Below are 26,362 nucleotides of genomic sequence, written 5' to 3'. Positions count from 1 at the left end.
TGGCCCCGGTGAAACGATCCGGCGTGGTGTAATCGGCAGCACAAGGGTTTTTGGTGCCCTTTGTTCAGGTTCGAGTCCTGGCGCCGGAGCTCAGGTCTGTGCAGGTCCGGTGCGGGCGATCATCAGCCCGGGCGGTATTCTCTCTACATGTCGGGTGAGTTACGCCCTGACGAAAATTTCCCGTCCTTGACGCCCAGGAGCCACTCTGTGAGCCCGGCCGCAGTCATCGTCCTCGCCGCCGGCGAGGGCACCCGGATGAAGTCCCGTACCTCCAAAGTCCTCCACCCGCTGGCCGGGCGCTCGATGCTCGGCCACGTGCTGGCCGCCGCCGGGGCGCTCGATCCCGAGCGCGTCCTCGTGGTGGTCGGGCACCGGCGTGAACAGGTCATCGAACATCTCCGGCAGGTCGCACCCGAAGCGGTGCCGGTCGTGCAGGAGGAGCAGGGAGGCACCGGACACGCCGTCCGGATGGTCTACGAGCAGGCGGGCCCGCTGAAGGGCACCGTCGTGGTGACCAACGGCGACCACCCCCTGCTCACGGGCGAGACCCTCCGCGCGCTGGTCGCCGCCCACGAGTCCGAGGGCAACGCCGTCACGGTGCTGAGCACGGACGTCCCCGACCCGACGGGCTACGGGCGCGTCCTGCGCGACGCCGACGGCTCGGTCGCCGGCATCGTCGAGCACAAGGACGCCACCGAGGAGCAGCGGCGCATCGCCGAGATGAACGTCGGCATGTACGCCTTCGACGGGGCCCTGCTGGGCGACGCGCTCAAGCGGCTGACCACCGACAACGCCGGCGGTGAGGAATATCTCACCGACGTCCTGGGCATCGCCCGTTCGGACGGTCACCGCGTCGGCGCGCACAAGGTCGCCGACTGGGTGGAGACCCAGGGCGTGAACGACCGCGTGCAGCTGGCCGCGGCCCGCCGCCAGCTCAACGACCGGATCCTGGAGCGCCTGATGCGCGAGGGCGTCACGGTCGTCGATCCGCGGACCACCTGGGTGGACGTCCAGGTCAGCGTGGAGCAGGACGTCGTGCTCCACCCCAACGTCCAGGTGCACGGCGCCACCGTGATCGGCGCGGGAGCCGAGATCGGCCCCAACGTGACGCTGCGGAACTCCACCGTGGGCGAGGACGCGGTCATCCGCGACGCCGTGGTCGAGCAGGCAGAGGTCGGCCCCCAGGCGAGCGTCGGACCGTACGCCTACCTGCGGCCGGGTGCCAGGCTGGGCCGCAAGGCCAAGGCCGGGACGTATGTGGAGATCAAGAATTCCGAGGTGGGCGAGGGCAGCAAGGTCCCGCACCTGACGTATGTCGGGGACGCCACCATCGGGGAGGGCGCGAACATCGGCGCGGGCTGCGTGTTCGTGAACTACGACGGGGTGACCAAGCACCGCACGACGGTGGGCGACCACGTCAGGGTCGGCAGCGACAACATGCTCGTCGCTCCGGTCACCGTCGGGGACGGCGCCTACACGGCGGCCGGCTCCGTGATCATCAAGGATGTGCCGCCCGGGGCCATGGCCGTGGCCCGCGGGCAGCAGCGCAACGTTGAGGGCTGGGTCGAGCGCAAGCGCGCCGGTACTGCCGCCGCGGAAGCGGCGAAACGGGCGCGTGAAAACAACACCCAGGAGGGGGACAAGTGACCGAGATCAAAACCCAGGTGGAGAAGAAGCTGATGCTCTTCTCCGGCCGGGCCTATCCGGAACTGGCCAAAGAGGTCGCCGAGAACCTCGGTACCGAACTGGTGCCGACCGCCGCCTACGACTTCGCGAACGGTGAGACCTTCGTCCGTTTTCTGGAGTCGGTGCGGGGCAGTGACGCCTTCGTCATCCAGAGCCACACCGCGCCCATCAACCAGTGGATCATGGAACAGCTGATCATGGTGGACGCGCTCAAGCGCGCCAGCGCCTCGCGCATCACCGTGGTCGCCCCCTTCTTCGGCTACGCCCGCCAAGACAAGAAGCACCGCGGCCGCGAGCCGATCTCCGCCCGGCTGATGGCCGACCTGTTCAAGACCGCGGGCGCAGACCGGATGATCACCGTCGACCTGCACACCGCGCAGATCCAGGGCTTCTTCGACGGCCCGGTGGACCACCTCTTCGCCCTGGAGTTGCTGGCCGACCACGTCGCCAACACCCTGGACACCTCCCAGGTGACCGTCGTGGCCCCCGACGCCGGCCGGGTGCGCGTCGCCGAGCGCTGGACCGACCGGCTGGGCTGCCCGCTGGCGATCATCCACAAGCGCCGTGACCCGATGGTGGCCAACGAGGTCAAGGTCTTCGAGGTCGTCGGCCAGGTCGAGGGCCGCACCTGCGTGATCGTGGACGACATGATCGACACCGGCGGCACCATCGTGAAGGCCGCCGAGGCCCTGTTCGAGCAGGGCGCGGCCCGGGTCGTCGTCACCGCCACCCACGGCGTGCTGTCGGGCCCGGCCGTCGACCGGCTGAAGAACTCCCGCATCTCCGAGGTCGTGCTCTGCAACACCCTGCCGATCCCGCCGGAGAAGCAGTTCGACAAGCTGACCGTCCTGTCGATCGCTCCGCTGCTGGCCAGCGCCATCAACGAGGTCTTCCACGGCGGCTCGGTCACCTCGCTGTTCGACGACGAGGGCTGAGTCCCCCGTCTTCCGGGCCCGGGCGATTCCGCCCCCCGGGCCCGGAAGCCGTGCCCGAGCGCATTTCAGCTCCGGATATCGGCTAGACTTTATGAACCGTGTGCGCCTCCTGCTGCGCGGCAGCCTGAGCGGATCAGGCCGCCTGTGCCGGAGATGCGCCCGAACGACGCCCTAGAAAGGGCCGAGGTCTTTCAGCAGACATCATCAACGAGGAGTATTCGCCGTGTCCGAGGTACGCATCGCCGCCGAGCCGCGCTCCGAGTTCGGTAAGGGTGCCGCTCGGCGCACCCGCCGGGCCGGGAAAGTGCCGGCCGTCCTCTACGGGCACGGCACCGACCCGCAGCACATCACCCTGCCGGGCCACGAGCTCATGCTCGCCCTCAAGACCCCGAACGTCCTGCTCCGCGTCTCCGGCCTGTCCGGCGGCGACGAGCTGGCCCTGCCCAAGGACGTGCAGCGCGACCCGCTGAAGGGCTTCCTTGAGCACGTCGACCTGCTGCTGGTCAAGCGCGGCGAGAAGGTCGTCGTGGACATCCCGATCACCGTCACCGGCGACGTCCCGGCGGGCGGCCGGGTGGCTCAGGAGCTGACCACCGTGTCGCTCGAGGCCGAGGCCACCCACCTCCCCTCCGAGGTCGTCATCGACCTGGGCACCCTGCAGGAGGGCTCCACCGTCCTGGTCAAGGACCTCGACCTGCCGCGCGGCGCGACCGTCGCCGGCGACCCCGAGGCGCTGGTGCTGCAGATCACCGGTGTCGCGGCGGCCGCGGAGGCCGAGGGCGAGGCCGGAGAGGCCTCCGCCGCGGAGTGACCTCCACGGAGTGAGAGCACGTCATGCTGGGCCCGGACGCCGTGGTGCGTCCGGGCCTTCGCCATATCCGGGAGACGTCCTGTGAGCGGAAGGGTGCGATGAGCGAGGATCTGTGGCTGGTGGCGGGGCTGGGCAACCCCGGTCCGGCCTACGCGGGGAACCGGCACAACGCGGGCTTCATGGTGCTCGACCTGCTGGCCGAGCGGATGGGCGGCGCGTTCAAGTCCCACCGGAGCCGTAACGAGGTGGTCGAGGGAAGGCTGAACGGGCAGCGGGTCGTCCTGGCCAAGCCGCGTTGTTACATGAACGAGTCCGGCGGTCCGGTGAAGGCCCTGCGCGACTTCTACAAGGTGCCCGCCGAGCGGATCGTCGTCGTCCATGACGAGCTGGACCTTCCATACGGGGCAATCCGTTTGAAGAAGGGCGGAGGTGATAACGGCCACAATGGACTCAGATCCATTACGAAGTCCCTGGCCGACAAGGAGTACCTGAGGTTGCGCTTCGGGGTGGGGCGCCCGCCCGGCCGGATGGACGCCGCGGCCTTCGTGCTGAAGGACTTCTCCGCCGCCGAGCGCAGGGAACTGCCTCTCTTCGTGGACCGGGCCGCCGACGCCGCCGAAACGTTGATCACCGATGGCCTCGCCGCCGCCCAGAACACCTTTCATCCGCTGTAATACGCGGTCATCGGTGCGCCTGGACGCCTTCGCGGACCGCCTTCACGCAACGTGACGGGCATGGCCGCTCCTGGCCTTGCCCGGCGGGAGAAACCGCACGTGAACGTGCCGCGGCAATCACTGTGAAATATGACGAACTGTTACGGGATTGACAGTCGTATGCCTCACATGATTTTTGGACTTCGTTGCATCGGTGATGCTGACGGGGCCTGGGGCGGATGTGCGGGAGTTGGAGGCTTCTGAACGCCGCGTTCCAGTTCTGGAGGACCGTGTGCTGCACGGTGGGCGGCGACCCGCGGGGAAGCCCGCGGATCAAGGGGCGCATAGTGGAGGGGCTCGATTCTGAGCGGCGTTCTCCGGGGGAGGGGCGGCCCTCGGGGGTGCTTTCGGCGCGACCGGGCCGCTCAGGTCCCGGTGCGAACGCATGGACGACGAATTATGTAGTTTCCGCAGTAGTTTTCGATTTTCTTGTTGTGCTTGCCGGGGCCTTGCTGGGTTTTGTTCTGAGATTTCCAGGTGCTCCCCAAGTAACTAATTTGCCGTATTTCATACTTACCTTCGCGCTGCCGTTCCTGTGGGTGCTGGTCCTGGCCGTGTGCCGGGCCTATGACCCCGGGGTGTTCGGCGAGGGCTCGGAGGAGTACCGGAGGGTCTTCAACGCGGGTTTCGTGCTCATCGCCTCCATCGCGATCCTGGCCTACGCCATGAAGGTGGACGTGGCCCGCGGCTACGTGATGACCGCGCTGCCCCTGGCCACGTTGCTCGACCTCTTCTGCCGCTACTTCCTGCGCCGTCGCCTGCACGCGCTGCGCGCCCGGGGCCGCTGCATGCGCGACACGGTCGTGGTCGGGCACGGCCACGCGGCGGATGAGCTGATCCGGCAACTGCGCCGGGAACCCCGCCACGGGCTGAACGTCGTCGCCGTGTGCCTGCCCGCGGGACCGCTGGAGAGCGAGGAGATCAGGGGCGTCCCCGTGCTCGGGGACTTCGGCGAGGCCGCGGACGTGGCGCGGCTCCTGGGCGCGCGCACCGTGGCGGTGCTGGCCTGCCCGGAGATGGACGCGGCCGCGCTGCGCAGGCTGGCCTGGAAGCTGGAATCCGACGAGGTCGAGCTGTGCGTGGCGCCGGCGCTGATGGACGTGGCCGGGCCCCGGATCAGCATCCGTCCGGTGGCGGGCCTGCCGCTGCTGCATGTGGAGCATCCGGAGCTCTCCGGGGGGCGGCGTCTGGTCAAGGGCCTGTTCGACCGGAGCACGGCGCTGCTCCTGCTGGTCCTGCTGGCCCCCCTCTTCCTGCTGATCGCGGGGACGATCCGCTGTTCCGGCCGGGGCCCGGTCCTCTTCCGGCAGGTGCGGGTGGGCAAGGACGGCCGGACTTTCGTGGTCTTCAAGTTCCGCTCGATGGTCGAGGGCGCGGAGCAGATGCTGGATCCACTGCAGAACGACGGCGACGGGGTGATCTTCAAGATCAAGCGGGATCCGCGGGTCACCCCGATCGGGGCCAGGCTCCGCAAGTACTCGCTGGACGAGTTGCCGCAGCTGCTGAACGTGCTGCGGGGCGAGATGTCCTTGGTCGGGCCCCGCCCGCCGCTGCCCGAGGAGGTGCGGCGCTTCCCCGAGGACGTACTGCGGAGGCTCGCGGTGAAACCTGGCATGACGGGGTTGTGGCAAGTGAGCGGCCGTTCCGATCTTTCCTGGGACGATTCGGTCAGGCTGGATCTGCGTTATGTGGAGAACTGGTCGCTCGCCCTGGACCTGCAGATCATGTGGCGGACAACGGCGATCATCGTGCGCGGTTCAGGGGCCTACTGAAGGCCGCTCTTCTGGCTGTCGGCGCCTGCCTGCGAGCGGAGTCCCGACTCCTGCGGAAGGGGGCGGGGAGCGGGCTCGGGCGTCCGCCGGGTCCCGGGGGCGCGCTGCTCGGGCATGACGACGAGTCCGAGCAGCTTGGCCCTGACCCGGTCGACCTGACGGAGCGCGGCGGTGACATGGTCGGTCTTGGTCCGGTGGGTCTCGATGACGACCAGCACGCCGTCGGAACGTCCGGCGATGGCCTGCGCGTCCGCGCCGAGCGTGGCGGACGGCGCCTCGATCACCACGAAGTCGACCTTCTCCCGCAGCCGGACGAGGATGCCGTCCAGCTTGACGCTCTGCAGCAGGTCGACCGCGCGTTCGGTGGCGAGGCCGGGGCCGATGACGGAGAGGTTGGGCGACTCGCCGGAGCGCAGGGTGACCTCCTTGAGCGAGGCGTGGCCCAGGAGCAGCTCCGCCAGGCCGGGTGCCGGGCTCTCGCCCAGGATGAGATGTCCGGCCCCGGTCTCGAGGTCGGCGGTGATGAGGACGCTCTGCCAGCCGATCCGGGCGAGCGCGGCGGCGGTGTTGGCGGCCACCACGCCGGCGCCCCGGCCGGTGGCGGCGCTGGAGACCATCACGACATGGGAGCCCTCGCCGAGGGTCGTGGAGATCGCGTGCGCCAGTTCGTGGAAGCCCTGGCCCTGCCGGTGCCGGGCGGACAGCAGCCCGAGCGGGGGGCCGCCCCGCCGGCCCGGCGGCAGGACGAAGGCCGGGACGAGTCCGAGCCGCCGTTCGAGGTCGCCCGCGGTGTGGATCCGGCGGTCCATCCGCTCCAGCACGATCGCCAGGATGACGCCCAGGAGCAGGCCGACGGCCAGCCCGCTGGGCAGGTACTTGCGGGGGCTGGGGTCGATGGGCGCGGGAGACGGCACCGCGTCGGTGATGATCTCGCCGGGGGCGACGTTCGCCGCGTTGATCTTGGCTTCCGACAGCCGGTCGGTGAGGCTCTCCATTTGGGAGAAGAGCAGGCCCTTCTGCTGGGCGTCCTTCTCCGCGGACCACTGCTCGGTGATGTTGGAGATCTGGGTCTCCAGCGTCTGCAGTTGCGAGTTGATCACACCGAGCGCGCTGTCGGCGCGGCTGCTCAGGTAGGCCTGCCCGAAGGCATGGGCGCAGTCGCGGGCCGTGACGGCGTCCGCGGCCTCGCAGGTCAGGTAGAGGACGGTCGATTCGTCGGGGACGGTGACGGTCACCTGCCTGGACAGCTGCTTGGGTGGCGTGCCGGTCCTCATCAGCCGCGCGGCCACCTGGGCGACGCTCATCGAGCGCACGCGCTGCGCCTCGGTCTGCAGGTTGATCTCGTTGTTCCGGCTGGACTGCCCGCTGTTCTCCACCCCCGTCGGGGTCACATGGACGACGACGAACGACGAGTATGTCGGCGGGACGACGACCACGAGGAGGGCCGCCAGGGCGAGGAACAGGAAGGCGGACTCGGCCACCACCCACCAGCGCCGCCGCAGCATGGCCAGGTAGTCGGCCAGCCCTTGGGAGGGGACACCGGAGACGGCGTTCATTCGATCATGCAAGACGAGCTCCCCTTTGCCGCCCACCGCAATCGCCCGGCCGTGTGGGGCAAACATACCTTGAGGATTTGCGGTTGATCTATGGATGGGTGCCGGTAACTGCGGATATTCAGATGAGAGAGGTCATTCCCGCCGGGTGCGTATCTTGTGGATGGCGATTCCCGCGCTCGCCGCGAACATGAGAAGCGCGAATACGGTGAGCGGCGTTCGGGGGATTCCCTCGGCTCGCGTTTCTGTCGTAGGCGGCGTCGGGGGAGAGGCGGTGTCGGCCGAGCGGGGCAGCGGCACCCGCCAGATCGGCTGGCGCGACCCCTCGGAGTTGACCAGCAGCGCGTGCCCGTCGCGGGTGAAGGCGACACCCTCGCCCTGGCGCTGCGGGGGCAGATGGATCTTGACCGGCTCGCGGGTGAGCGCGTTCGCGACCTCGCCGCGCTCGACCCACCAGACGAACGCGTTCTCGCCGTTGCGGACCACCAGCCTGTCGCCGGAGGGGGAGAAGGCGCCGCCGGACGCGGCGGGCACCGGCAGCGAGCGGGTGACCTCGCGCAGCACGTTCACGTTCTCGGTGCTCGGGTTCTCCGGCAGCTCCCAGACCTCGGCGGCGGCCGGAGGGGGCTGGGAGGCGGCTCCGGGGGCGGCGGCGGGCGCCTGGGTCTTGGTCACCAGGTAGATCCGGCCGGTTCCGGGCTGCAGCAGCAGGGTCTCGACGTTCCTGGTTTTGAGGTCGGGATACCGGACCGGGTGGGAGACCAGGCCCGACGGGCCCTTGGCCGCGGCGTCCGGCTCGTCGAAGCGCAGGATCCGGAAGCTCGTGCGGTACCTCTGGCCGGAACCCCGCCTGACCTGAAAGGCGTCGCCGGTGTCGGCGATGACGACCACCCGGCGGCCGTCCGCGAGGGTCCCGGTCGCCAGATCCTCCCAGTCCTCGTTGCCGCCCTTCGGCAGCGGGACGGTGAACGCCGTCCGGCCCCGCCGGTCGAGCGCGTAGAGAAGGGTGGAGCGGCGGGCGTCCTGGACGGTGAACATCAGCTGGCCGTTTTCGGCCAGGGCGAGACCGCTGAGATTGTCCAGAGCGCCGTCGGCGACCACGGTGATGATCTGTGCGGCCGGTGAGTCCGGCGAGATGGCCAGGGCCGGGACCGGCGCGGGAACCGCGAGCACGGAAACGGCGGCCGATATGCCGAGTCGCCTGATCTTGTACATGTGCGCCCGCTCTCGGAGAGGGTGAGACTTAAGTGCAGACGCGTGCATTATGCGGTACTGACAGTAGGCTGCTCGGAAACCGATGATCTCCATCGTCCGATTGCTGTTCTGGCCCGCCGGAGGAGACGGAAATGGCCGAAGTGGCCTCTGCGGCTTCCGTCACCGTGGTGATCGCGACCAGGGATCGTCCGGGGCTGCTGGAGACCGCGGCGAAGGCCGCGCTGGCCCAGGACCACCCCGGCCGGCTGGAACTGCTCGTGGTGTTCGACCAGACCGAGCCCAGAGAGCTCGACCTGGGCGTGCTCCCGCCCGGACGGACCGTGCGCACGATGCGCAACCGGCGGACGCCGGGCCTGCCGGGCGGCCGCAACACCGGCATCGACGCGGCCACCGGGGAATACGTGGCCTTCTGCGACGACGACGACTTCTGGCGGCCCGGCAAGGTCGGCGCCCAACTGGCCCTGCTGGCCGAGCACCCCGGCAGCCTCGCCGCCGGCACCGGGGTCGAGGTCCGCTCGCCAGGCGGCTCGACGGTCCGGCTCGTCCCGTACGAGGCGGTCGGTCTCCGGGATCTGCTGCGCGACCGGGTCTTCGCCCTGCACCCGTCGTCCGTGCTGGCGCACCGGGACCGGCTGGTGGCCGAGGCGGGGCTGGTGGACGAGGAGATCCCGGGCGGGTATGCCGAGGACTACGACTTCGTCCTGAGAATCGCGCGGATCGCCCCGATCCCCTGCGTGCCGAGTCCGCTGACCGTGGTCAACTGGGGCGGCTCGTTCTTCGCCGACCGCTTCGCGACGATCGCCGACGCGCTGACCTACCTGCTGGACAAGCATCCCGAGTTCGCGTCGGAACCGGCGGGACTCGCCCGGATCCAGGGGCAGATCGCCTTCTACCGCGCCGCGTCGGGCGCGCACGCCGTGGCCAGGGGCTGGGCGCGGTGCGCGCTGCGCGGCAACTGGCGGGAACCGCGTGCCTACCTGGCCATGGCGATGGCACTGCGGTTGGTCTCCGCGCCGCGGGTGCTGAAAGAGCTCAACGCCCGGGGCCGGGGGGTCTGACCCGTCATGGCCCTGCTGACGGCGGACCGGCGCTTCACGGTACGGCAGGCCGATCTGCCCACCCGGTCGTTCGTCCTGGCGTTCGCGGGCTTCCCGGCGCTGTGGCTGCTCGGCCTCGGCGGGTTCGCCGCGCTCATCGCCGCCGCCCCGATCCTTCTGCGGCTGGTGTTCCGCCGCGGGATCGACCTGCCCGCCGGCTTCCTGCTGTGGCTGCTGTTCCTCGGCTGGACCGTGCTGTCGGCCACCCAGCTGGACACCTCCGGCCGGATGATCGGCTTCGTGTTCCGGTTCCTGAGCTACGGCTCGGCCGCCGTCCTGTTCGTCTACCTGTGGAACTGCCCGCCGAGACTGCTTCCGGCGCGCAGGGTCTGCGGGCTGTTCGTGCTGTTCCTCACCTGGGTGGTCATCGGCGGCTACCTCGGGGTCCTGCTGCCGCGCGTGTCGCTCACGACCCCGATGGAGCAGCTCCTTCCCGCGGCGCTGAAGAGCAACTCCTACGTGTGGGAGCTGGTGCATCCGAAGTTCGCGGAGATCCAGTACCCGTGGGGCGCGCCCGAGCCGTTCATCCGGCCCAGCGCGCCGTTCGCCTACACCAACACCTGGGGGAGCCACTTCGCGCTGCTCGCCCCGTTCGCCTTCTGCTACGCGTCGATGAGCGTCCCGAAGTGGCAGCGGTACGGCGCGCTGGCGCTGGTCGCGGCCGGATTGGTCCCCGCCTTCGCCACCCTCAACCGGGGCATGTTCCTGTCCCTGGGCGTCGGCGTCGTCTACGCCTCGGCGCGATTGGCCCTGCGAGGCCAGATCTTCCTCATGACGGCGGTCGGATCGCTGCTGGCCGCCGCGCTGTACACCGCCTACTCGATGGGCGTGTTCGAGCTGATCAGCGCGCGCACCGAGTACAGCCCGACGAACTCCTCCCGCGCCAGCCTGTACGCGGAGGCGTTCGACCGGACCCTGGACTCCCCGCTCCTCGGCGCGGGCTCCCCGCGCCCGTCGCTGACTCTGAACATCTCGGTCGGCACCCAGGGCCAGTTCTGGAACGTCATGTTCTCCTACGGGTTCGTGGGCCTCGCCCTCTTCTGCGGGTTCATCTGGTGGCTGGCGATCCGCAGCCGGAACGTCCCGGGCCCGCTGATCTGGCTGCACGTCGTGCCGTTCATGGCGTCCTTCATGCTCTTCTTCTACGGGCTGGACGGCTCCCAGCTCGTGCTCGTCTTCGTCGCGGGAGCGCTGGCGATCTCACGTGCCGGGGAGGAGACATGACCCGGCCCGGCCCCGAGGGGGCGCTGCGCGAGACCGCCAAGGGCGGGGCGGTCGGACTGCTCGGCACGATCATCGCCGCGGCGGGGGGCTTCGGGCTGACCGTGGTGGTCGCCCGCGCGCTCGGCCCGGAGCGGACCGGGGTGTTCTTCATCGTGGTCGCGCTGGTCATGATCATCGGCGAGATCACCGAGCTGGGCGCCGACACCGGCCTGGTCCGGATCGCCGCGGCCCACCGCGCGCTCGGCCGGACCGGAGCGCTGCGCGACCTGCTGCGGGCCGCGCTGGTCCCGGTCGCGGTGAGCGGCCTCGCCGCCGCCGCGGTGCTGCTGCTGGCCGCGGAGCCGATCGCCGGACTGCTGGTGGACGAGGCCGGCCGAGACGACGCCCTGCTGTTCCTCTACCTCGGCGGGCCCGCGGTCGCCGTCTGGGCCCTGCGGAACGTGGCGCTGGCGGGTACCCGCGGGCTCGGCGGCGTCACCGCGTTCACCCTGGTCAACAATGTCGCGCTGCCCGCCGCCCGGCCGCTGCTGGTGCTCGGCTGCGTGGTCCTGGGCTGGCCCGCCTGGACGGTCATGGCCTCGTGGTCGCTGCCCGCGGTCCTGGCCGCCGCGGCGGCGCTCCTCCTGCTGTGGCGGGCGCTGCGTCGGGTGGAGGAGCGCGAGCCCGCCTCGGCCCCGGCCCCGGCCAGGGCCGAGACCGTCCGCGAGTTCTGGGCCTTCTCCGGGCCGCGCGGGGTGGCGGCCGCGCTGGAGGTCGGGATCGTCTGGCTGGACGTCCTGATCGTCGGCGCCCTGGTCTCCACCCGTGAGGCCGGCCTGTACGCCACGACGAGCCGGTTCGTCACCACCGGCACCCTGGTGCTGGCCGCGACCAGGATCGCGATCGCGCCGCAGCTCTCGGCGCTGCTGGCCAGGGGGGAGAAGGCGGCGGCGGAGCGGCTGAACACCGTGGCCACCACCTGGATCGTCGCCGGGTCATGGCCGCTGTACCTGGTGCTGGCCGTCGGCGGCCCGTTCGTGCTGACGCTGTTCGGCGCGGAGTTCGCCGAGGGGGCGACCGCGCTGGCCGTCCTGTGCGGGGCGATGCTGGTGGCGCTGCTGGCGGGCAACGTCCAGACGGTGCTGCTGATGGGCGGCCGGAGCAGCTGGAGCCTGATGAACAAGGCGGTCGCGCTGGGCGTGATGGTCGTGGCGGACCTCCTGCTGGTGCCGTCGTACGGGCTCGTCGGCGCGGCGGTCGCCTGGGGCCTGACGATCCTGGTCGACAACGGGCTGGCCGTGCTCCAGGTCAGGTACGGGATGGGGCTGCGGTCGGTGTCCGGCGGCCCGCTTCTGGTGGCGGCCGGAGCGCTGCTGTGCTTCGGAGCGACCGGTGTCACGATCCGGGGGACCGTGGGCATGACCGGCCAGGGATTCCTGCTCTACTGCGCGGTGGCGACCGCCGCCTACGCGGGAGTGCTGTTCGTGCTGCGAGGCGTGCTCCATCTCGACGCGTTGTCGGGTGCGGTGCGCGACCGGCGAGGAACGAAGGGGTAGCTCATGGCTGACGGGATGGCGGCGCGGCTGAAGGATGTCTCTCCGCGTTGGCTGAAGGACGTGGCGAACTCCGTGACGCGGGCGTACGCGGTGCGGACGGCGGAGCGGCGGCACCTGCCGGACTTCATGATCATCGGGACGAAGCGCGGCGGGACCACCTCGCTGTGGAACTACCTCGTCGGGCACCCGCTGGTGATGCCGATGTATCCGCCCTCCCGGGGGCTCAAGAGCCCCTGGTACTTCTACGCCAACTACGCCAGGGGCGACGCCTGGTACCGCTCGCACTTCGCGACCGAGGGCGAGCTGGACCGGTGGGAGGCCCAGCACGGGGCGCGTCCGCTGACCGGTGAGGCGTGCCCGTACTACATGTACGATCCGCGGATCGCCGGGCGGGTCCACTCCATGATGCCGGAGCTCAAAATCGTCGTGCTGCTCCGCGACCCGGTGAAACGCGCCTATTCGCATTTCTGGGAGCGGACGGGCGAGGGCGACGAGGTCCTCACCTTCGAGGAGGCGCTCGCCGCCGAGCCGGCCCGGATGGAGGGGGAGCTCGACCGGATGGCGGCCGACCCGTACTACTACAGCCGCCCGCACGACTTCTTCTCCTACCGGGACAGGGGCGTCTACCTGCCGCAGCTGCGGCGCTGGGCGGAGCTGTACTCCCGGGAGCGCATGCTCGTCATGCCGGCCGAGGAGCTGTACGCCGACGAGCAGCGCGCCGTGGACCGGGTCTGCGCCTTCCTCGGCCTGCCGCCGCATCCCCTCACCGTCGCCGAGCGGCACAACCACCTGCCCGCCCCCGCGATGAATCCCGGGACGAAAGCGGAACTGACGGAGTTCTACCGGGAGCACAACCGGGAGCTCTTCGCCTGGCTCGGCGCGGATTACGGGTGGCCTGTTTAGGCTGTTTCTTATTCCGCCTCATTCATTGACATTATTTTTTGTTCATTAATAAAATTCTCCATTGCGGACTCATCCGTCCTCGGGGGGCGCGGGCCGGTCCTCTGTGGGGGATTTTCATGTCTTTGTCCATTCGTGTCCGTCATCGGGTGGCAGCGGTCGGAGCCGCCGCCGCCCTGCTCTGCCCGGGGTTCCTCCTCGCGCCGGGAGACCCGGCTCACGCCGCGGTCCCCGGCGACGGGACCACCGCGCTCACCGCCGCACCTTCCTGCTGGGCCGTCAAGCAGTCGATCCCCGCCAGCCCCGACGGCGTCTACTGGCTGCAGACGCCCCAACTCGTCACCGCCCAGCAGTTCTACTGCGACATGACCACCGACGGAGGCGGCTGGGTACTGATCGGCCGGGGACGCGAGGGCTGGAAGTTCGAGTACGGCGGACAGGGCACCGCCGGCTCGATCCGCAACACCCCGGCGGGCACCGGGGCGTTCACCCCCGCCGCCCTGCCGGGCGACACGGTCAACGGCCTGCTCGGCGGCACCCCGGTCAAGGACCTCCCGGACGGGGTCCGGATCAGACGGGCCACCGACACCACCGGCACCGCCTGGCAGGAGCTGCGCTGGAAGTTCAGCAAGCTCACCTCCTGGTCGTGGACGTTCGACGGCGGCAACCGGCTGTCGTCCGCGTCGTTCGACTCGGCCGTCTACAACGAGTCGCTCAGCACCGCGAGCATCGCCAAGGACAGCAGCAGCGCCCCCTACCAGCGGGTGACCACGACCGAGTCGAGCAGCCACGGTTACAAGAAGGGCTTCGCCCACGGCACCCGGGTCGGCGGAGGCAGCAACTCCGCGACCAACCACCTGTGGACGAACGCCGCCGAGGGCTCGCCGCTGGCCTTCTCCCAGGTGTTCATCCGGCCTCGGTCCACCACCACCGACTACGGGACGGTCCCGGACGAGGGGCTGCCCGCCTCGCTCACCGCGCCTCTCAAGGCCAACCGGACCACCCCGGTCACCTGGGGCGTGACGGGAGTCGTCGGCGGCGGCAGCGGCGAGCAGAACATCGAGGTGCAGGGCCTGGCCGTCCTGAACAACGTCCTGTACGTCGGAGGGAAGTTCCGGTACGTGCAGAAGGGCGCGACCCCCGGCACCGGCGAGAAGGTCGAGCGGCCCTATCTGGCCGCGTTCGACGCGAGCACGGGCGACTGGCTGCCGGCCTTCGCCCCGGTGCTGAACGGGCAGGTCTGGGACATCCAGGCGGCCGGCGACAAGATCGTCATCGGCGGCGAGTTCACCAGTGTCAACGGGGAGGCCCACACCGCGGGCGTCGCCGCGCTCGATCCGGTGACCGGCGCGGTGGTGCCCGGCTGGCGGGCCTCGGTCACCCTGAGCGACGGATCCGCTGCGCTCGTCCGGGCGATCGACCTCGAAGGCGGCTGGCTCTACCTCGGCGGCAACTTCACCCGGATCTCCGGCGGTGACCCGGTCGGCTCGCAGGTCACGCTCAGCCGGACCGCCCGGGTCAGGCTGACCGACGGCCGGCCGGACGGCACCTGGAAGCCCCAGTTCAACGGCAGCGTCATCGAACTGGACGCCACCCCCGACCGGGTCTACTACGGCGGTTACTTCACCCAGTTCGCGGGCGCGCCCGCCCGCAAACTGGCCGTCGTCACCACGTCGGCGCCACCCGCCCAGGTGGCCGGGCTGGGCGACCAGAACTGGGTGCCGAGCACCACCAACGTGGACAAGCAGTACCGCCAGACCGTCCGCGAGACCGGGAACACGGTCTGGATCGGCGGCTCCGAACACGACTTCCAGGTCTACACCCGTGACACCTTCGACCGGATCACCGGTCACATCAGCCGGGCGGGCGGCGACATGCAGGCGGCGGTCGAGATCGACGGCATCATCTACGGGGCCTGCCACTGCTGGAACTTCATGTACAACGACGCCACCAACTACTCCGATCCAAACGCCGACGGCGGGTTCACCTCGGTGCACCAGGTCTACGGCATCGGCGCGTGGAACGCCTCGACCGGGGAGTTCCTGCCGAACTTCACGCCCAGCTTCGACACGCGGGCCGGTATCGGCCCCTGGGAGCTGGTCGAGGACGCCAACGGCTGCCTGTGGTTCGGCGGCGACTTCAACCGGGGCTCGTGGGACTCGGGGGCGGGCGCCTACCAGTGGATGGGAGGTTTCGGCAGGCTGTGCGGGAAGGACGGCACGGCTCCGGCGGCGCCGACGAATCTGCGGATCGGCGCACAGGACGCCACGACGGTGAGGCTGCAGTGGGACGGGACGCCGAACGATACCTCGGTGAAATACGAGCTGCTGAAAGACGGCCGCGTCATAGCCACCTCCCTGGCAGGCTGGTCTTACACCGACGCCCTTGACGGTGTTCCTCATAGGTATGTCGTCCGCTCGATGGATGCGGCGGGCAACCGATCGGCATCAACGCCTGTGCTCACAGCTCCCTAAATCAGGAGAAAGCCGTGCGTAACGCCCTGGTTCTGTCCCTCGCCCTGGTCCTCGCCGGCACGCTGACCGCGTCCTGCGAAGACGCGAAGGACTCCCTCTCGGCCGAGGAACAGAGCCGGCGGCCGTCACCCCACGGTACGAGCCCGGGTTCCTCCGCGGCTCCGGCCTCCGGGCCGGAGCCGCGGCCCACCGGACCCCCATCACGCACCCGCACGCCGCCGGACGCCACCGCCTCCGCCCCAGCGCCGGACGGCCCCTGCGGCACCGGGGCCAAGCTCGTGCCCGAGTGCGGCGCCTGGTGGGGGGTGTACGTCCGGCGCGGCTGGGAGGACTCCAGCGTCACCTCGCTGGAGAGCAGGGTCGGCCGGAAGTTCGATATCGTCATGCGGTACTTCGACTGGACGAACAGCGACACGGGACGCTTCCCCGACGCCTCGGCGCGGCGGATCGGACGGTCCCGGCACATCTTCTTCTCGTGGGACACCCGGGTCTACAAGACCGGCGAGACCATCAAATGGGCGTCCATCGCCCGCGGCGACCACGACGACGAGATCGTCCGCCCGGCGGCCGAGCGGATGAAGGCGTTCGGCAGACCGGCCTTCCTGTCCTTCGACCACGAGATGGAGCTGAACGTCACCCCGGACGGCGGACGGCACGGCACCGAGGCCGACTACGTGGCGGCGGCCCGGCACGTCCGCGAGGTCTTCGACGAGGTCGGCGCGACGAACGTCGTCTGGGTGTTCACGCTCAGCGGCGGCGTCTACGGCCGGATGGCCGAGCGCATGACCAGGCTCTACCCCGGTGACGACCACGTCGACTGGGTCGGCTGGGACCCCTACAACTTCCACCGGTGCCACCGGACGGGCTGGGAGACCTTCGGCGAGTCCATCGACCGCACCTACACCTGGATCAGCCGGGGCATCGGCCGGAACAAGCCGCTGATCCTGCCGGAGTACGGGACCGCCTGGGACCCCGGCGACCCGGGCCGCGCCCAGCGCTGGCACGACGACATCCCCACCACGCTGGCCACGAAGTACCCCAGGATCAAGGCGCTGATCCGCTGGGACTCCGATGTGCGCAACCAGGGGATGCAGTGCGGCCTGAACATCGACTCCGGACCAGGGATGCTGGAGTCCTTCCGCCGGGCCGGCCTGCACCCCTACGTGAACCCCTGAGGCGCCGTCCGGTCAGTGAGGCCGGCGGCGACGGGGCCTGGCCATGAGCTCCTCGACCAGGGTGGTGAACCGCGCGGCCGTCGCGGCGGTGCGGTCGGCGCCGTCCTCCCGGACGGCGAACCGGGCGGGTTCGGCCAGAGCGAGATCGAGCCGGGCCGCCAGCTCTTCGGCGCTCTCCGGCCGGACTATGAGCCGCTGCTCGGCCATCAGCCGGGTGAACCGCACCTGGTGGTCGTCCACATGCTCGCCGAGGGCGGCCCGCCGGGGCACCACGATCGGCAGCCGCCCCGCGTCACGCGCGGCGGTGATCGTGCCGGGGCCGCCGTGGCAGACGACGGCGTCCGCGCCGCGCAGCAGTTCCTCCATCCGCTCGTGGGGAAGCAGTTCGTGGCACCGGGCCCCGGCGGGCGGCCGGGACGAACCGTGCTGGACGACGCAGTCGAGCTCCGGCCGTCCGGCCAGCCAGGGCTCGATCCAGTCCATCAGCCGGTGGAACGGGTGGTGGTCGGTGCCGACCGTGATGAAGACCAGGGGTCGGGGGGTCACAGCAGCGGTCCCAGCACCACGCCGCGGGGGTACATCTTCTTCTGCTCCTCCCACTGCAGCAGGAACAGGTCGGTGAACGGCGCGCAGAGGCGTCCGGTCAGGGTCGCCGAGTCGATCCGGTCGTAGACCTCGATGTAGACCGTGCGGCAGCCGAGCAGCCGCCCGAGCACGAAGAACGGCAGCGCCACGCCCGCGCCGCTGCTGACGATCAGATGCGGCCGGGACCGGGAGAGCAGCCGCGCCGCCAGCCAGAGGTTGCGCAGCAGGTTGGGGAGGTTGCGGGTGGTCGGGTGGTGGCCCCAGCGGACGTCCTCGTCACGCAGCAGCGACACCGCGTCGGCCTTGTCGAACGTCACCCAGGTCCGTTCGTGCCGCTCCCACCAGGGGCGCAGCCGGTAGAGCTGGGCGAGGTGGCCGCCGGGGGAGGAGACCAGCAGGACTTTCAAACGGTGCCTCCGATCTCGGCGAGAACGCCGAGGAGCGCCGGGTGCAGGGCGGGGTTCCAGCCGCCGCCTCCGCGTCTGAGCCGCCAGGTCCGGGCGGACATCTCCAGGAGGTAGAGGTCGGCCGCGGCGGGGTCGCCCAGCTCGTGCCGGGCGGACTCGCGGACCGCGGCCACCGCGGTGGGCAGCGGCGCCCCGCGCAGCACCAGGGCCACCTGGAACCGCCAGTGCAGCAGGTCCAGCCCGAAAGGGACCTGGTCGGCGCTGTGCTCCCAGTCCCAGAGCTGGAGCCTGCCGCGGTGGGTCCCGACGTTCCACGGCACCCAGTCGCCGTGCCAGCGGCCGAACTCCCGTCCGGCGCCGCCGGATGTCCGCTCGACCCGGTCCAGCGCGGCGCGCAGCGCCTCACCGAACCGCCGGTCGTCGGCGTCGGCCGGCTCCACGCCCGCGGTCTCGTCCCGCAGCCGCTTCCAGTAGGCGGAGGCGGCGAGCGGGACGGGGGCCGACGGGGCGGCGATCGCGCGCAGCAGGTCCAGCGGCGGAGGCGTGTCGGGGTCGCGGTGGCCCCGTACCCGGGCGGGCAGCGGCTCGGTCACCGTGACGGTCCGCTCGCCCCAGCTTCCGTGGTGCAGCACGGCGGGGACGTGGGCGGCCTCCAGCGGGGGCAGCGCGGTGATGCTCGCGGCCTCGTTCGCCACCAGGTCGCGGGTCGCGGGATTCCAGCCGATCTTGGCGTAGCCGATGGACGTCCCGCCGGGGGAGAACAGCTGCAGGGTCGGCTTGGAGTTGGGGTCCAGCGGCCGGACGCCCACGCCGAAGACCAGCGGCCCGCGGCCGAGCACCTCGGCGAGATGGGTGCTGAGCAGCGCCGAGGGCGGCGCGTCCCGGGGGACGGCGACGGTGAGCTGGGGGAACGCGGCGCCCAGCCCGGCCCGGAGTCCCAGTCCCAGCACTCCCCGGACCGCGCGCTTGCGGATGGGCCGCAGCGCGTTGTAGCGCAGCAGTGAGGCCGAGGCGGCGCGCCGGGTGGCCAGTGGCACGAGGAACCGGGCTCTGCGCAGGTCGGGGACGACGGCGTAGCGTTCGGCGATCCGGTATCCGTCGGGCGGGTGGCCGTCCGAGGGCGGGACCAGCACGACGGCGGACCCGCCGGTGGTCCAGAGCTGTCCGACGAGTGCCCGCAGACCTGTATTGGCTACCCCGAGAGCGTCCAAAGTGGGGCAAGTTTATCGAGCAATGCGGGCCGGCGGCAGGGAAGCCGGGGAAGTCAGCGGAGACGGGAAGGGGCGGCGCTGCCCTCGCTCGGTTCGACGGCCTCGGCCTGGACGGTGCAGTCGTCGCAGACGCGGATCGGCGTTCCGTTGAGGAGCCTGCCCACCGGCCTGCGTGGCCGGGGCCATCTCTTGCCGCAGGAGGCGCAGGCCCTGCCTCTGCGCTGGGCGGTGTCGAGTCCGTCGGGGACGAAGGTCCGCTCGGGGATCTGTTCTTCTCTGGTCATGGCATGCCCATGGTCGCCCGGCGAGGAGATCCAGACCATCCCCTCGGTCTTACTTTGCGAAGAAAATCGAGAATTTTATCATGGTTCACCAAGGGGACACCGGGGGTTCGCGCCGGATGTCGCCAAAGGGCAGACTTGGTGGATCCTTCCCACCCCGGGGAGGGTCGGCCTCCCCCCGGCGGGCGGTCGGGTTGCACGGATATCGGTGTGATAATGGCCACAATGGGCTGTGGCTCCGGGCGAGGAACCCCCGTTCCCGGCCGATCGTGTGGCCTACTCCCTCGGGGAGGGCCGGGGCGCGTCCGGCAGTGCCCTGGTATCACCCGCTTCACCCGCGGTAATACCCCATACTTACTTAAACCAGAACGATAGGGAATTCAGTCAATGCCCCTGGAAGACGATCACTCCCTGGCCGCCCGGCTCGCCGCCGAGGCCGGTGAAGTGCTGCTGAGACTGCGCTCCGAGCTGGGTTTCGCCGACGGTCGCGCCCTCAAGGACGCCGGTGACCAGGCCTCGCACGAGTACCTGATGGAGGCGCTCGCCCGGTACCGTCCGGACGACGCGGTGCTCAGCGAGGAGGGCAAGGACGACAAGGTCCGCCTGAAGAGCGACCGAGTCTGGATCGTCGACCCTCTCGACGGCACCCGCGAGTTCAGCGAGGAGGGCCGCAGCGACTGGGCGGTCCACGTGGCGCTGTGGGAGAACGACAGGCTGGCCGCCGGCGCGGTGGCGCTGCCGGCCCAGGGCGTCACCCTCTCGACCGGCAACCCGCCGGAGAGCGCGGAGCGCGCCGCGGAGCCCATCCGGATCGTGGTGAGCCGCACCAGGCCCCCGCAGATCGTGCACGACCTGACGGCCAAGCTGGAGGCGGCCGGCCACACGGTGGAGCTCGTCCCGATGGGATCGGCCGGGGCGAAGATCGCCGCGGTGCTCACCGGCGACGTGGACGTGTACGTCCACGCCGGCGGCCAGTACGAGTGGGACTCCGCCGCGCCGGCCGCGGTGGCGCTGGCGGCCGGGGCGCACGCCTCGCGGATCGACGGCTCGCCGTTGGTCTACAACGAAGAAGACCCCTACCTCCCGGATATCCTGGTCAGCCACCCCTCCCTGGCACAGTTGATCCTTTCCGGGCTGAACTGAGGAACCCATGCAACGCGCCGACTACTTGATGTCCCAGCTGGACGTGCTCGAAGCCGAGTCGATCCACATCATCCGGGAGGTGGCCGCCGAGTTCGAACGGCCGGTGCTGCTCTTCTCCGGCGGCAAGGACAGCATCGTGATGCTGCGCCTGGCCGAGAAGGCCTTCGCCCCCGCTCCCATCCCGTTCCCGGTCATGCACGTCGACACCGGCCACAACTTCGACGAGGTCATCGAGTACCGGGACCGCAAGGTGGCCGAGCTCGGCCTGCGCCTGGTGGTCGCCTCCGTCCAGGACGCCATCGACAAGGGCCACGTCGTGGAGCAGAAGGGCCGCCGCGCCTCGCGCAACAAGCTCCAGACCGTCCCGCTGCTGAACGCCATCGAGGAGCACGGCTTCACCGCCGCCTTCGGCGGCGCGCGCCGCGACGAGGAGAAGGCCCGCGCCAAGGAGCGCGTGGTCTCCTTCCGCGACGAGTTCGGCCAGTGGGACCCCAAGAACCAGCGGCCCGAGCTGTGGAACCTCTACAACACCAAGATCCACCCCGGTGAGCACGTCCGGGTGTTCCCGCTCTCCAACTGGACCGAGCTGGACATCTGGGACTACATCCGCCGGGAGGAGATCGAGCTGCCCTCGATCTACTTCGCCCACACCCGGCAGGTGTTCGAGCGGGACGGCATGCTGCTGGCCGACCTGCCCCCGGCCAACCGGGGCGAGGACGAGCCGGTCTTCGAGGCCATGGTCCGCTACCGGACCGTCGGCGACATCTCCTGCACCGGCGCGGTGAAGTCCAGCGCGGTGGGCCTGGACGAGGTGATCGAGGAGATCGCCGCCACCCGGGTCACCGAGCGCGGCCAGACCCGCGCCGACGACCGCGCCTCCGAGGCAGCCATGGAAGACCGCAAGAAGGAGGGCTACTTCTGATGGCCGCCCCGCGTATGGACATCCTGCGTTTCGCCACCGCCGGCTCCGTCGACGACGGCAAGTCGACCCTCATCGGGCGGCTGCTGTACGACTCGAAGTCCATCTTCGAGGACCAGCTCGAGTCGGTGGAGCGCACCTCCGTCGACCGCGGCGAGGAGTACACCAACCTCGCGCTGCTCACCGACGGCCTGCGCGCCGAGCGCGAGCAGGGCATCACCATCGACGTGGCGTACCGCTACTTCGCGACGCCGCGCCGCAAGTTCATCATCGCCGACACCCCCGGGCACATCCAGTACACCCGGAACATGGTGACCGGCGCCTCCACCGCCGACCTGGCGATCATCCTGGTCGACGCCCGCAAGGGCATCCAGGAGCAGTCGCGCCGGCACGCGTTCCTCACCACGCTGCTGCGGGTGCCGCACCTGGTCGTCGCGGTCAACAAGATGGACCTGGTGGACTACTCCGAGGACGTCTTCAACGGCATCGTCGACGAGTTCACCGCGTTCGCCTCCAAGCTGTCGATCGGCGACCTGTCCTTCATCCCGCTGTCGGCGCTGCACGGCGACAACGTGGTGGAGCGTTCGATGAACATGCCGTGGTACGACGGCAGCAGCCTGCTGCACCACCTGGAGAACGTGCACATCGCGTCCGACCGCAACCTCATCGACGTGAGGTTCCCGGTGCAGTGCGTCATCCGCCCGCACAAGTCGACGGACCCGGCCCTGCACGACTACCGCGGGTACGCCGGCCAGGTCGCGGGCGGCGTGCTCAAGCCCGGTGACGAGGTCGTGCACCTGCCGTCAGGGCTGACCAGCACCATCACCCACATCGACAGCCCGAACGGGCCGGTCGAGGAGGCCTACTCCCCGATGTCGGTGACCATCCGCCTGGCGGACGAGATCGACATCTCCCGGGGCGACATGCTCTGCCGGCCGAACAACCAGCCGCAGGCCACCCAGGACCTCGACGCGATGATCTGCTGGATGGACGACGCCAAGGCGCTGACGCCCCGCACGAAGCTGACGCTCAAGCACACCACGCGGACCGTCAGGGCGCTGGTGAAGGACCTCCAGTACCGGCTGGACGTCAACACCCTGCACCGCGACGAGACGGCCGAGAGCCTCAAGCTCAACGAGATCGGCCGGGTGACCCTGAGGGTGACCCAGCCGCTGTTCGTGGACGACTACGGCCGCAACCGGCTCACCGGCGGCTTCATCCTCATCGACGAGGCCACCAACGCCACGGTCGCGGCGGGCATGATCTCCAACCCGCTGCGCTGATCCGGCATCGGAACGACGAACGGGCCTCCCTTCGGGGAGGCCCGTTCTGTTGTGTTCTCTCGCAGGGGCGTTCGTCGCGGGACGTTCGTCAGACGTCGGTGTCGACGGTCTCGGCGTCCTTGGTGCGGTTGCGCAGCAGCACCCAGCTGAGCACCGCGACGATGATGAGGGCCAGCAGGCTCCAGGCCAGGACGGCGGTCGGGACGCCGAACATCTTCAGCGCCGAGGCCAGCAGCACGACGGCCAAGGCGCGGCGGATGAGCTGCCCGGGGGCGCGGGAGGAGATGCGGGCGCCGAGGTAGACGCCGGGGATGGAGCCGACCAGCAGGGCCGCGGTCACCGACAGCTGGAAGTCGCCGAAGAAGATGTGGCCCAGCGCGGCGGAGGCGACCAGCGGGACGGCCTGGAGCAGGTCGGTTCCGACCAGCTGGTTGGCCTTGAGCATGGGGTAGAGCGCCAGCAGCGCCACGATGATGAGGGAGCCGGAACCGACCGAGGTGATGCCGACGACCACGCCGCCGACGACACCGGTGAGGATGGTCGGGAGGGGGCGGATCCGCAGCTCCGGGGTCGGTTCCGAGGCGGGGGAGCCCGGCTCGGCGGTGATCCGCTCCGCCTCGACGCGCTGTTCGGCCTTGTCGCGGATGGCCTGCCACATCCGGACGATCAGCCCTGTCGCGGCGATGAGCAGGGCCACGCCCATGGCCTTCTCGATGAAGTTCTGGGTGGCCTCTCCATCGCCCATCGCACGGGCGATGAGCACCCCGCAGAAGGCGGCCGGCACCGACCCGGCGCACAGCCAGGCGACCAGCTTCAGGTTCACCGTGCCCCGGCGCAGGTGCACGAAGCTGCCCACGGGCTTCATCACCGCCGAGGCGACCAGGTCGCTGGAGACGGCGGTCAGCGGTGGCACCCCGAAGAAGGTCACCAGCATCGGCGTCATCAGTGCGCCGCCGCCCATACCGGTCAGTCCGACGACGATGGCCACCAGAAAGGACCCGATCGCCATCGCTACGTCAAAGTGCATCGGTATATCCCATGGAAATACTAGGAAATAGTCCGTAACACTCTACAGGTCGGCCATAACCCGCGTTACCTGACCCAGCCGCCCGAGGTCAGGAGCTTGAGGACCGAGTCCACGGCCTCCTCGGTCGACAGGCCGGTGGTGTCCAGGACGAGATCGGCGTCCTCGGGGGTCTCGTACGGGTCGGAGATGCCGGTGAACTCCGGGATCAGCCCGGCCCGCGCCTTGGCGTACAGGCCCTTGCGGTCACGGCGCTCGCACTCCTCCAGCGGGGTGGCCACGTGCACGAGCACGAAGTCGCCGACGGCCTCGACCATCCGGCGCACCTCGGCGCGGGTCGCGGCGTAGGGGGCGATCGGCGCGCAGATCGCCAGCCCGCCGTGACGGGTGATCTCGGAGGCCACGAAGCCGATCCGGCGGATGTTCAGGTCGCGGTCGGCCTTGGAGAACGTCAGGCCCGAGGAGAGCATCTGGCGGACCACGTCGCCGTCCAGCAGCGAGACCGTGCGGCCGCCGTTCTCCACCAGGGCGTCGGCCAGGCCGCGGGCCACGGTGGACTTGCCCGAGCCCGACAGGCCCGTGAAGAAGACGGTGACGCCCCGCTCGTGCCGCGGCGGACGCGCCCGGCGCAGTTCGACGGCGACCGCGGGCGGGGTGAACCACTCGGGGATCGGCGCCCCCTGGTCGAGCAGCTCGCCGAGCTCCTCGGGAGACAGCTCGGCCCGCGCGTGGTCCTCCTCGATCCGGGCGACCGGACGCCAGACCTCCACGTCCACGTCGTAGGCCCACGGCTCGGGCACGACGACCTCCAGCGGGACGTCGCCGTCCAGCGGGATGGAGGTGAACAGATGGGTGGCGCCGTAGGCGGCGGCCACATGGGCCCGCAGCTCGGGCTCACGGCCCCCGGCCCGGGGCGCGAGGTTCACCGGGACGATCAGGGAGCCTTCGGGAAGGTCCTTGCGCACCGCCAGCAGGGCACGGACGAGCTCCTGTTCGTGCGATCCCGACAGCAGGGCCAGCACCAGCACCGGGGCGCCGAGCTTCTCGGCCGCCTGCCGCAGCTGTCCGAGCTGCTTGCGGTGCAGCGGCTCGCGGGTGGCGACGGCCAGCAGCCGCCCGTCCTTGCCGGGGGCGACCTCCAGCTCGGCCGGGGTGCGCCGCAGCCGGTGGAAGGCGCCGTAGGCGGGCCTGCGCAGCGGGGTCAGCGGGCCGGCGAGCCGCACCCGGTCCTCGGGCAGGCCCGGGTCCCGCCAGGCCTCCTCGACCTGGAGGACGGCCAGCGGCACTCCCTCGGGGTCCTGCAGGACCAGCCGCCGCTCCTCGGCGAGCTCGCCGGGCGCGGCCAGCAGGACCGGCGACGGCCAGGGCGTGCCGTCGGCGAGTCTGCCGCCCGCGACCACGGCGGCGGTGTCCAGCGAGCCGAGGAAACCGGTCAGCGGGCGGAAGGCCCCCGCCAGCAGCAGTTCCAGATCGGCGAGTTCCGTCGGGGCGGGGGTCCACGACTTCAGGTCGTGGAGTTCTTCGGGCAGTCCAGCGCTCACCGGGCCAAGGTACCGCCCGCCGCGCCGTCGCGGGATGCCCCGATGGTCACATCCGGCTCCGGCCGGTCAGATGATGCGGGCGAAACGGCTCTCGGGCTTGCGGATGACCAGCACGAGCTCGCTGTGGCCGGAGGTGAGGCGCCCGCCGGTGAAGGTGGAGACCGTACGGGCGAGGGCACAGACGCCGCCGCTGCCGCGGGTCTCGGTGTGCGCCTCGGCGATCACCAGGCCGCGCTGCAGGCACCAGTTGCGCATGCCCTCCAGGGAGGTGATCGGCTCGTAGACGCTCGGGTGGGAGTCGCGGACGTCATCGCCGAGCAGGCCGAGCAGGCGGCGCGGGAGCGTCCGGCGGATCAGGCCGTAGGCGCTGTCGCGGTCGGTGAAGCGCACCAGCAGCAGCCCGCCGGGCTTGAGGGCGGCGATCATCCGGTCCAGCACCAGCTCGGCGTGGGTGATGCGCTCGATCAGAGAGTCGGCGTGCACCACGTCGTAGGCGCGCGGGGGCAGCGGGGCGTTGCGCAGATCACCCAGGTGGAAGGTGTCCAGATCCCCGCGGGACGCGGTGCGCGTCCGCAGCGCCGGGGTGTCGAGGTCGATGCCCGTCACATGCCGGTCGAGGTCTGCGGGGAGCGACAGGCCGGACCCCCGGCCGCACCCGGCCTCGAGGATGTGGACCCTGCGCAGCCCCTTGTCCTGGGCGTGCAGCCTGACCCGCTCGGCGAAGAGGTCGTCCTCCACGACCGCGCGGTCCCTTACAGAAAGCTCGGTCATGACTCCGCAGCGTAGTGAAAGAAGGGGCGTGCGTCCGGTATTTGCTCTTTCTTGAGGGGATTCTTGACCCGACCTCAGGGGGCCGGGAACGCGTAGGCTGGGAGCCG

The 26,362-nt window shown here is 70.4% G+C and carries 23 protein-coding genes and 1 tRNA gene; 15 read left to right on the top strand and 9 right to left on the bottom strand.

Annotated features, from left to right (window positions below):
• Positions 1 to 17: 17 nt before the first annotated feature.
• The 6 genes from ABGB12_RS04415 to ABGB12_RS04390 all read left to right on the top strand — a co-directional run bounded on the left by ABGB12_RS04415 (position 18) and on the right by ABGB12_RS04390 (position 5,917).
• Positions 18 to 89 (top strand) — tRNA-Gln (locus ABGB12_RS04415).
• A 58-nt stretch (positions 90 to 147) separates the two neighbouring features.
• Positions 148 to 1,647 carry a bifunctional UDP-N-acetylglucosamine diphosphorylase/glucosamine-1-phosphate N-acetyltransferase GlmU gene (gene glmU, locus ABGB12_RS04410; RefSeq protein WP_347674793.1) on the top strand — a complete coding sequence of 500 codons (1,500 nt, stop codon included), beginning with the start codon at positions 148 to 150 and terminating at the stop codon, positions 1,645 to 1,647.
• Positions 1,644 to 2,621, top strand: coding sequence for a ribose-phosphate diphosphokinase (locus ABGB12_RS04405; RefSeq protein ID WP_347674791.1), 978 nt, complete (start codon positions 1,644 to 1,646; stop codon positions 2,619 to 2,621). Before glmU ends, ABGB12_RS04405 begins: the two co-directional genes overlap by 4 nt.
• A gap of 223 nt (positions 2,622 to 2,844) precedes the next feature.
• Positions 2,845 to 3,432, top strand: coding sequence for a 50S ribosomal protein L25/general stress protein Ctc (locus ABGB12_RS04400; protein WP_347674790.1), 588 nt, complete (start codon positions 2,845 to 2,847; stop codon positions 3,430 to 3,432).
• A gap of 98 nt (positions 3,433 to 3,530) precedes the next feature.
• On the top strand, positions 3,531 to 4,106 hold the full coding sequence (pth, locus tag ABGB12_RS04395; RefSeq protein WP_347674789.1) for an aminoacyl-tRNA hydrolase: 576 nt from the start codon (positions 3,531 to 3,533) through the stop codon (positions 4,104 to 4,106).
• Between the two features lie 380 nt (positions 4,107 to 4,486).
• The gene (locus tag ABGB12_RS04390; protein WP_347675044.1) at positions 4,487 to 5,917 is read left to right on the top strand and encodes a sugar transferase; all 1,431 of its coding nucleotides are present in this window, start codon (positions 4,487 to 4,489) and stop codon (positions 5,915 to 5,917) included.
• Here ABGB12_RS04390 and ABGB12_RS04385 read toward each other — a convergent pair.
• Both ABGB12_RS04385 and ABGB12_RS04380 read right to left on the bottom strand, forming a co-directional pair.
• Positions 5,911 to 7,485: a Wzz/FepE/Etk N-terminal domain-containing protein gene (locus ABGB12_RS04385; RefSeq protein ID WP_347674787.1), complete on the bottom strand. Its 1,575-nt coding sequence runs from the start codon at positions 7,483 to 7,485 to the stop codon at positions 5,911 to 5,913. The genes ABGB12_RS04390 and ABGB12_RS04385 overlap by 7 nt on opposite strands.
• A 120-nt stretch (positions 7,486 to 7,605) precedes the next feature.
• A complete protein-coding gene (locus ABGB12_RS04380) occupies positions 7,606 to 8,685 on the bottom strand; it encodes a hypothetical protein (RefSeq protein ID WP_347674785.1) in 1,080 nt (359 codons plus the stop codon).
• Between the two features lie 131 nt (positions 8,686 to 8,816).
• Between ABGB12_RS04380 and ABGB12_RS04375 the strand changes: the two genes are divergently transcribed.
• From ABGB12_RS04375 to ABGB12_RS04350, 6 genes are all read left to right on the top strand, one after another.
• A complete protein-coding gene (locus ABGB12_RS04375; protein ID WP_347674784.1) occupies positions 8,817 to 9,743 on the top strand; it encodes a glycosyltransferase family A protein in 927 nt (308 codons plus the stop codon).
• Between the two features lie 6 nt (positions 9,744 to 9,749).
• Positions 9,750 to 11,006: a hypothetical protein gene (locus ABGB12_RS04370; protein WP_347674782.1), complete on the top strand. Its 1,257-nt coding sequence runs from the start codon at positions 9,750 to 9,752 to the stop codon at positions 11,004 to 11,006.
• On the top strand, positions 11,003 to 12,541 hold the full coding sequence (locus ABGB12_RS04365; RefSeq protein ID WP_347674780.1) for an oligosaccharide flippase family protein: 1,539 nt from the start codon (positions 11,003 to 11,005) through the stop codon (positions 12,539 to 12,541). Before ABGB12_RS04370 ends, ABGB12_RS04365 begins: the two co-directional genes overlap by 4 nt.
• 3 nt (positions 12,542 to 12,544) lie before the next feature.
• On the top strand, positions 12,545 to 13,444 hold the full coding sequence (locus ABGB12_RS04360) for a sulfotransferase (RefSeq protein WP_347674778.1): 900 nt from the start codon (positions 12,545 to 12,547) through the stop codon (positions 13,442 to 13,444).
• A gap of 146 nt (positions 13,445 to 13,590) precedes the next feature.
• Positions 13,591 to 15,915 carry a fibrinogen-like YCDxxxxGGGW domain-containing protein gene (locus ABGB12_RS04355; RefSeq protein ID WP_347674776.1) on the top strand — a complete coding sequence of 775 codons (2,325 nt, stop codon included), beginning with the start codon at positions 13,591 to 13,593 and terminating at the stop codon, positions 15,913 to 15,915.
• 14 nt (positions 15,916 to 15,929) lie between these two features.
• On the top strand, positions 15,930 to 17,090 hold the full coding sequence (locus ABGB12_RS04350) for a hypothetical protein (protein WP_347674775.1): 1,161 nt from the start codon (positions 15,930 to 15,932) through the stop codon (positions 17,088 to 17,090).
• A 12-nt stretch (positions 17,091 to 17,102) separates the two neighbouring features.
• Here the strand turns inward: ABGB12_RS04350 and ABGB12_RS04345 are convergent, their stop codons facing one another.
• The 4 genes from ABGB12_RS04345 to ABGB12_RS04330 are packed head-to-tail and all read right to left on the bottom strand — an operon-like array spanning position 17,103 to position 19,577.
• Complete coding sequence (locus ABGB12_RS04345; protein ID WP_347674773.1) at positions 17,103 to 17,636, bottom strand: glycosyltransferase; 534 nt, start codon at positions 17,634 to 17,636, stop codon at positions 17,103 to 17,105.
• Positions 17,633 to 18,082: a PssD/Cps14F family polysaccharide biosynthesis glycosyltransferase gene (pssD, locus tag ABGB12_RS04340; protein ID WP_347674772.1), complete on the bottom strand. Its 450-nt coding sequence runs from the start codon at positions 18,080 to 18,082 to the stop codon at positions 17,633 to 17,635. Before pssD ends, ABGB12_RS04345 begins: the two co-directional genes overlap by 4 nt.
• Complete coding sequence (locus ABGB12_RS04335) at positions 18,079 to 19,293, bottom strand: hypothetical protein (RefSeq protein ID WP_347674770.1); 1,215 nt, start codon at positions 19,291 to 19,293, stop codon at positions 18,079 to 18,081. Before ABGB12_RS04335 ends, pssD begins: the two co-directional genes overlap by 4 nt.
• 53 nt (positions 19,294 to 19,346) lie before the next feature.
• A complete protein-coding gene (locus ABGB12_RS04330) occupies positions 19,347 to 19,577 on the bottom strand; it encodes a hypothetical protein (protein WP_347674769.1) in 231 nt (76 codons plus the stop codon).
• Positions 19,578 to 19,961: 384 nt separating this feature from the next.
• On the opposite strand from ABGB12_RS04330, the gene ABGB12_RS04325 reads away from it, so the two are divergent.
• Genes ABGB12_RS04325 through ABGB12_RS04315 form a run of 3 tightly spaced genes read left to right on the top strand, consistent with a single transcriptional unit; the run spans position 19,962 to position 22,919 of the window.
• Positions 19,962 to 20,717 (top strand): 3'(2'),5'-bisphosphate nucleotidase CysQ, encoded by a 756-nt coding sequence (locus ABGB12_RS04325; protein ID WP_347674767.1) that lies wholly within the window; start codon positions 19,962 to 19,964, stop codon positions 20,715 to 20,717.
• Between the two features lie 7 nt (positions 20,718 to 20,724).
• Positions 20,725 to 21,639: a sulfate adenylyltransferase subunit CysD gene (gene cysD / locus ABGB12_RS04320; RefSeq protein WP_347674766.1), complete on the top strand. Its 915-nt coding sequence runs from the start codon at positions 20,725 to 20,727 to the stop codon at positions 21,637 to 21,639.
• A gap of 14 nt (positions 21,640 to 21,653) precedes the next feature.
• A complete protein-coding gene (locus tag ABGB12_RS04315; RefSeq protein WP_347675042.1) occupies positions 21,654 to 22,919 on the top strand; it encodes a GTP-binding protein in 1,266 nt (421 codons plus the stop codon).
• An 88-nt stretch (positions 22,920 to 23,007) separates the two neighbouring features.
• On the opposite strand, the gene ABGB12_RS04310 is transcribed toward ABGB12_RS04315, so the two are convergent.
• From ABGB12_RS04310 to ABGB12_RS04300, 3 genes are all read right to left on the bottom strand, one after another.
• The gene (locus ABGB12_RS04310) at positions 23,008 to 23,946 is read right to left on the bottom strand and encodes a sulfite exporter TauE/SafE family protein (RefSeq protein WP_347674764.1); all 939 of its coding nucleotides are present in this window, start codon (positions 23,944 to 23,946) and stop codon (positions 23,008 to 23,010) included.
• Between the two features lie 65 nt (positions 23,947 to 24,011).
• The gene (cysC, locus tag ABGB12_RS04305; protein WP_347674762.1) at positions 24,012 to 25,484 is read right to left on the bottom strand and encodes an adenylyl-sulfate kinase; all 1,473 of its coding nucleotides are present in this window, start codon (positions 25,482 to 25,484) and stop codon (positions 24,012 to 24,014) included.
• A gap of 66 nt (positions 25,485 to 25,550) precedes the next feature.
• Positions 25,551 to 26,255: a class I SAM-dependent methyltransferase gene (locus ABGB12_RS04300; protein ID WP_347674761.1), complete on the bottom strand. Its 705-nt coding sequence runs from the start codon at positions 26,253 to 26,255 to the stop codon at positions 25,551 to 25,553.
• Positions 26,256 to 26,362: the final 107 nt, after the last annotated feature.

Source organism: Actinocorallia sp. B10E7 (assembly GCF_039871655.1).
GTDB lineage: Bacteria > Actinomycetota > Actinomycetes > Streptosporangiales > Streptosporangiaceae > Actinocorallia.
Note: the sequence above shows the minus strand (reverse complement) of the source record. Positions and strands in the feature narration are given on the sequence as shown.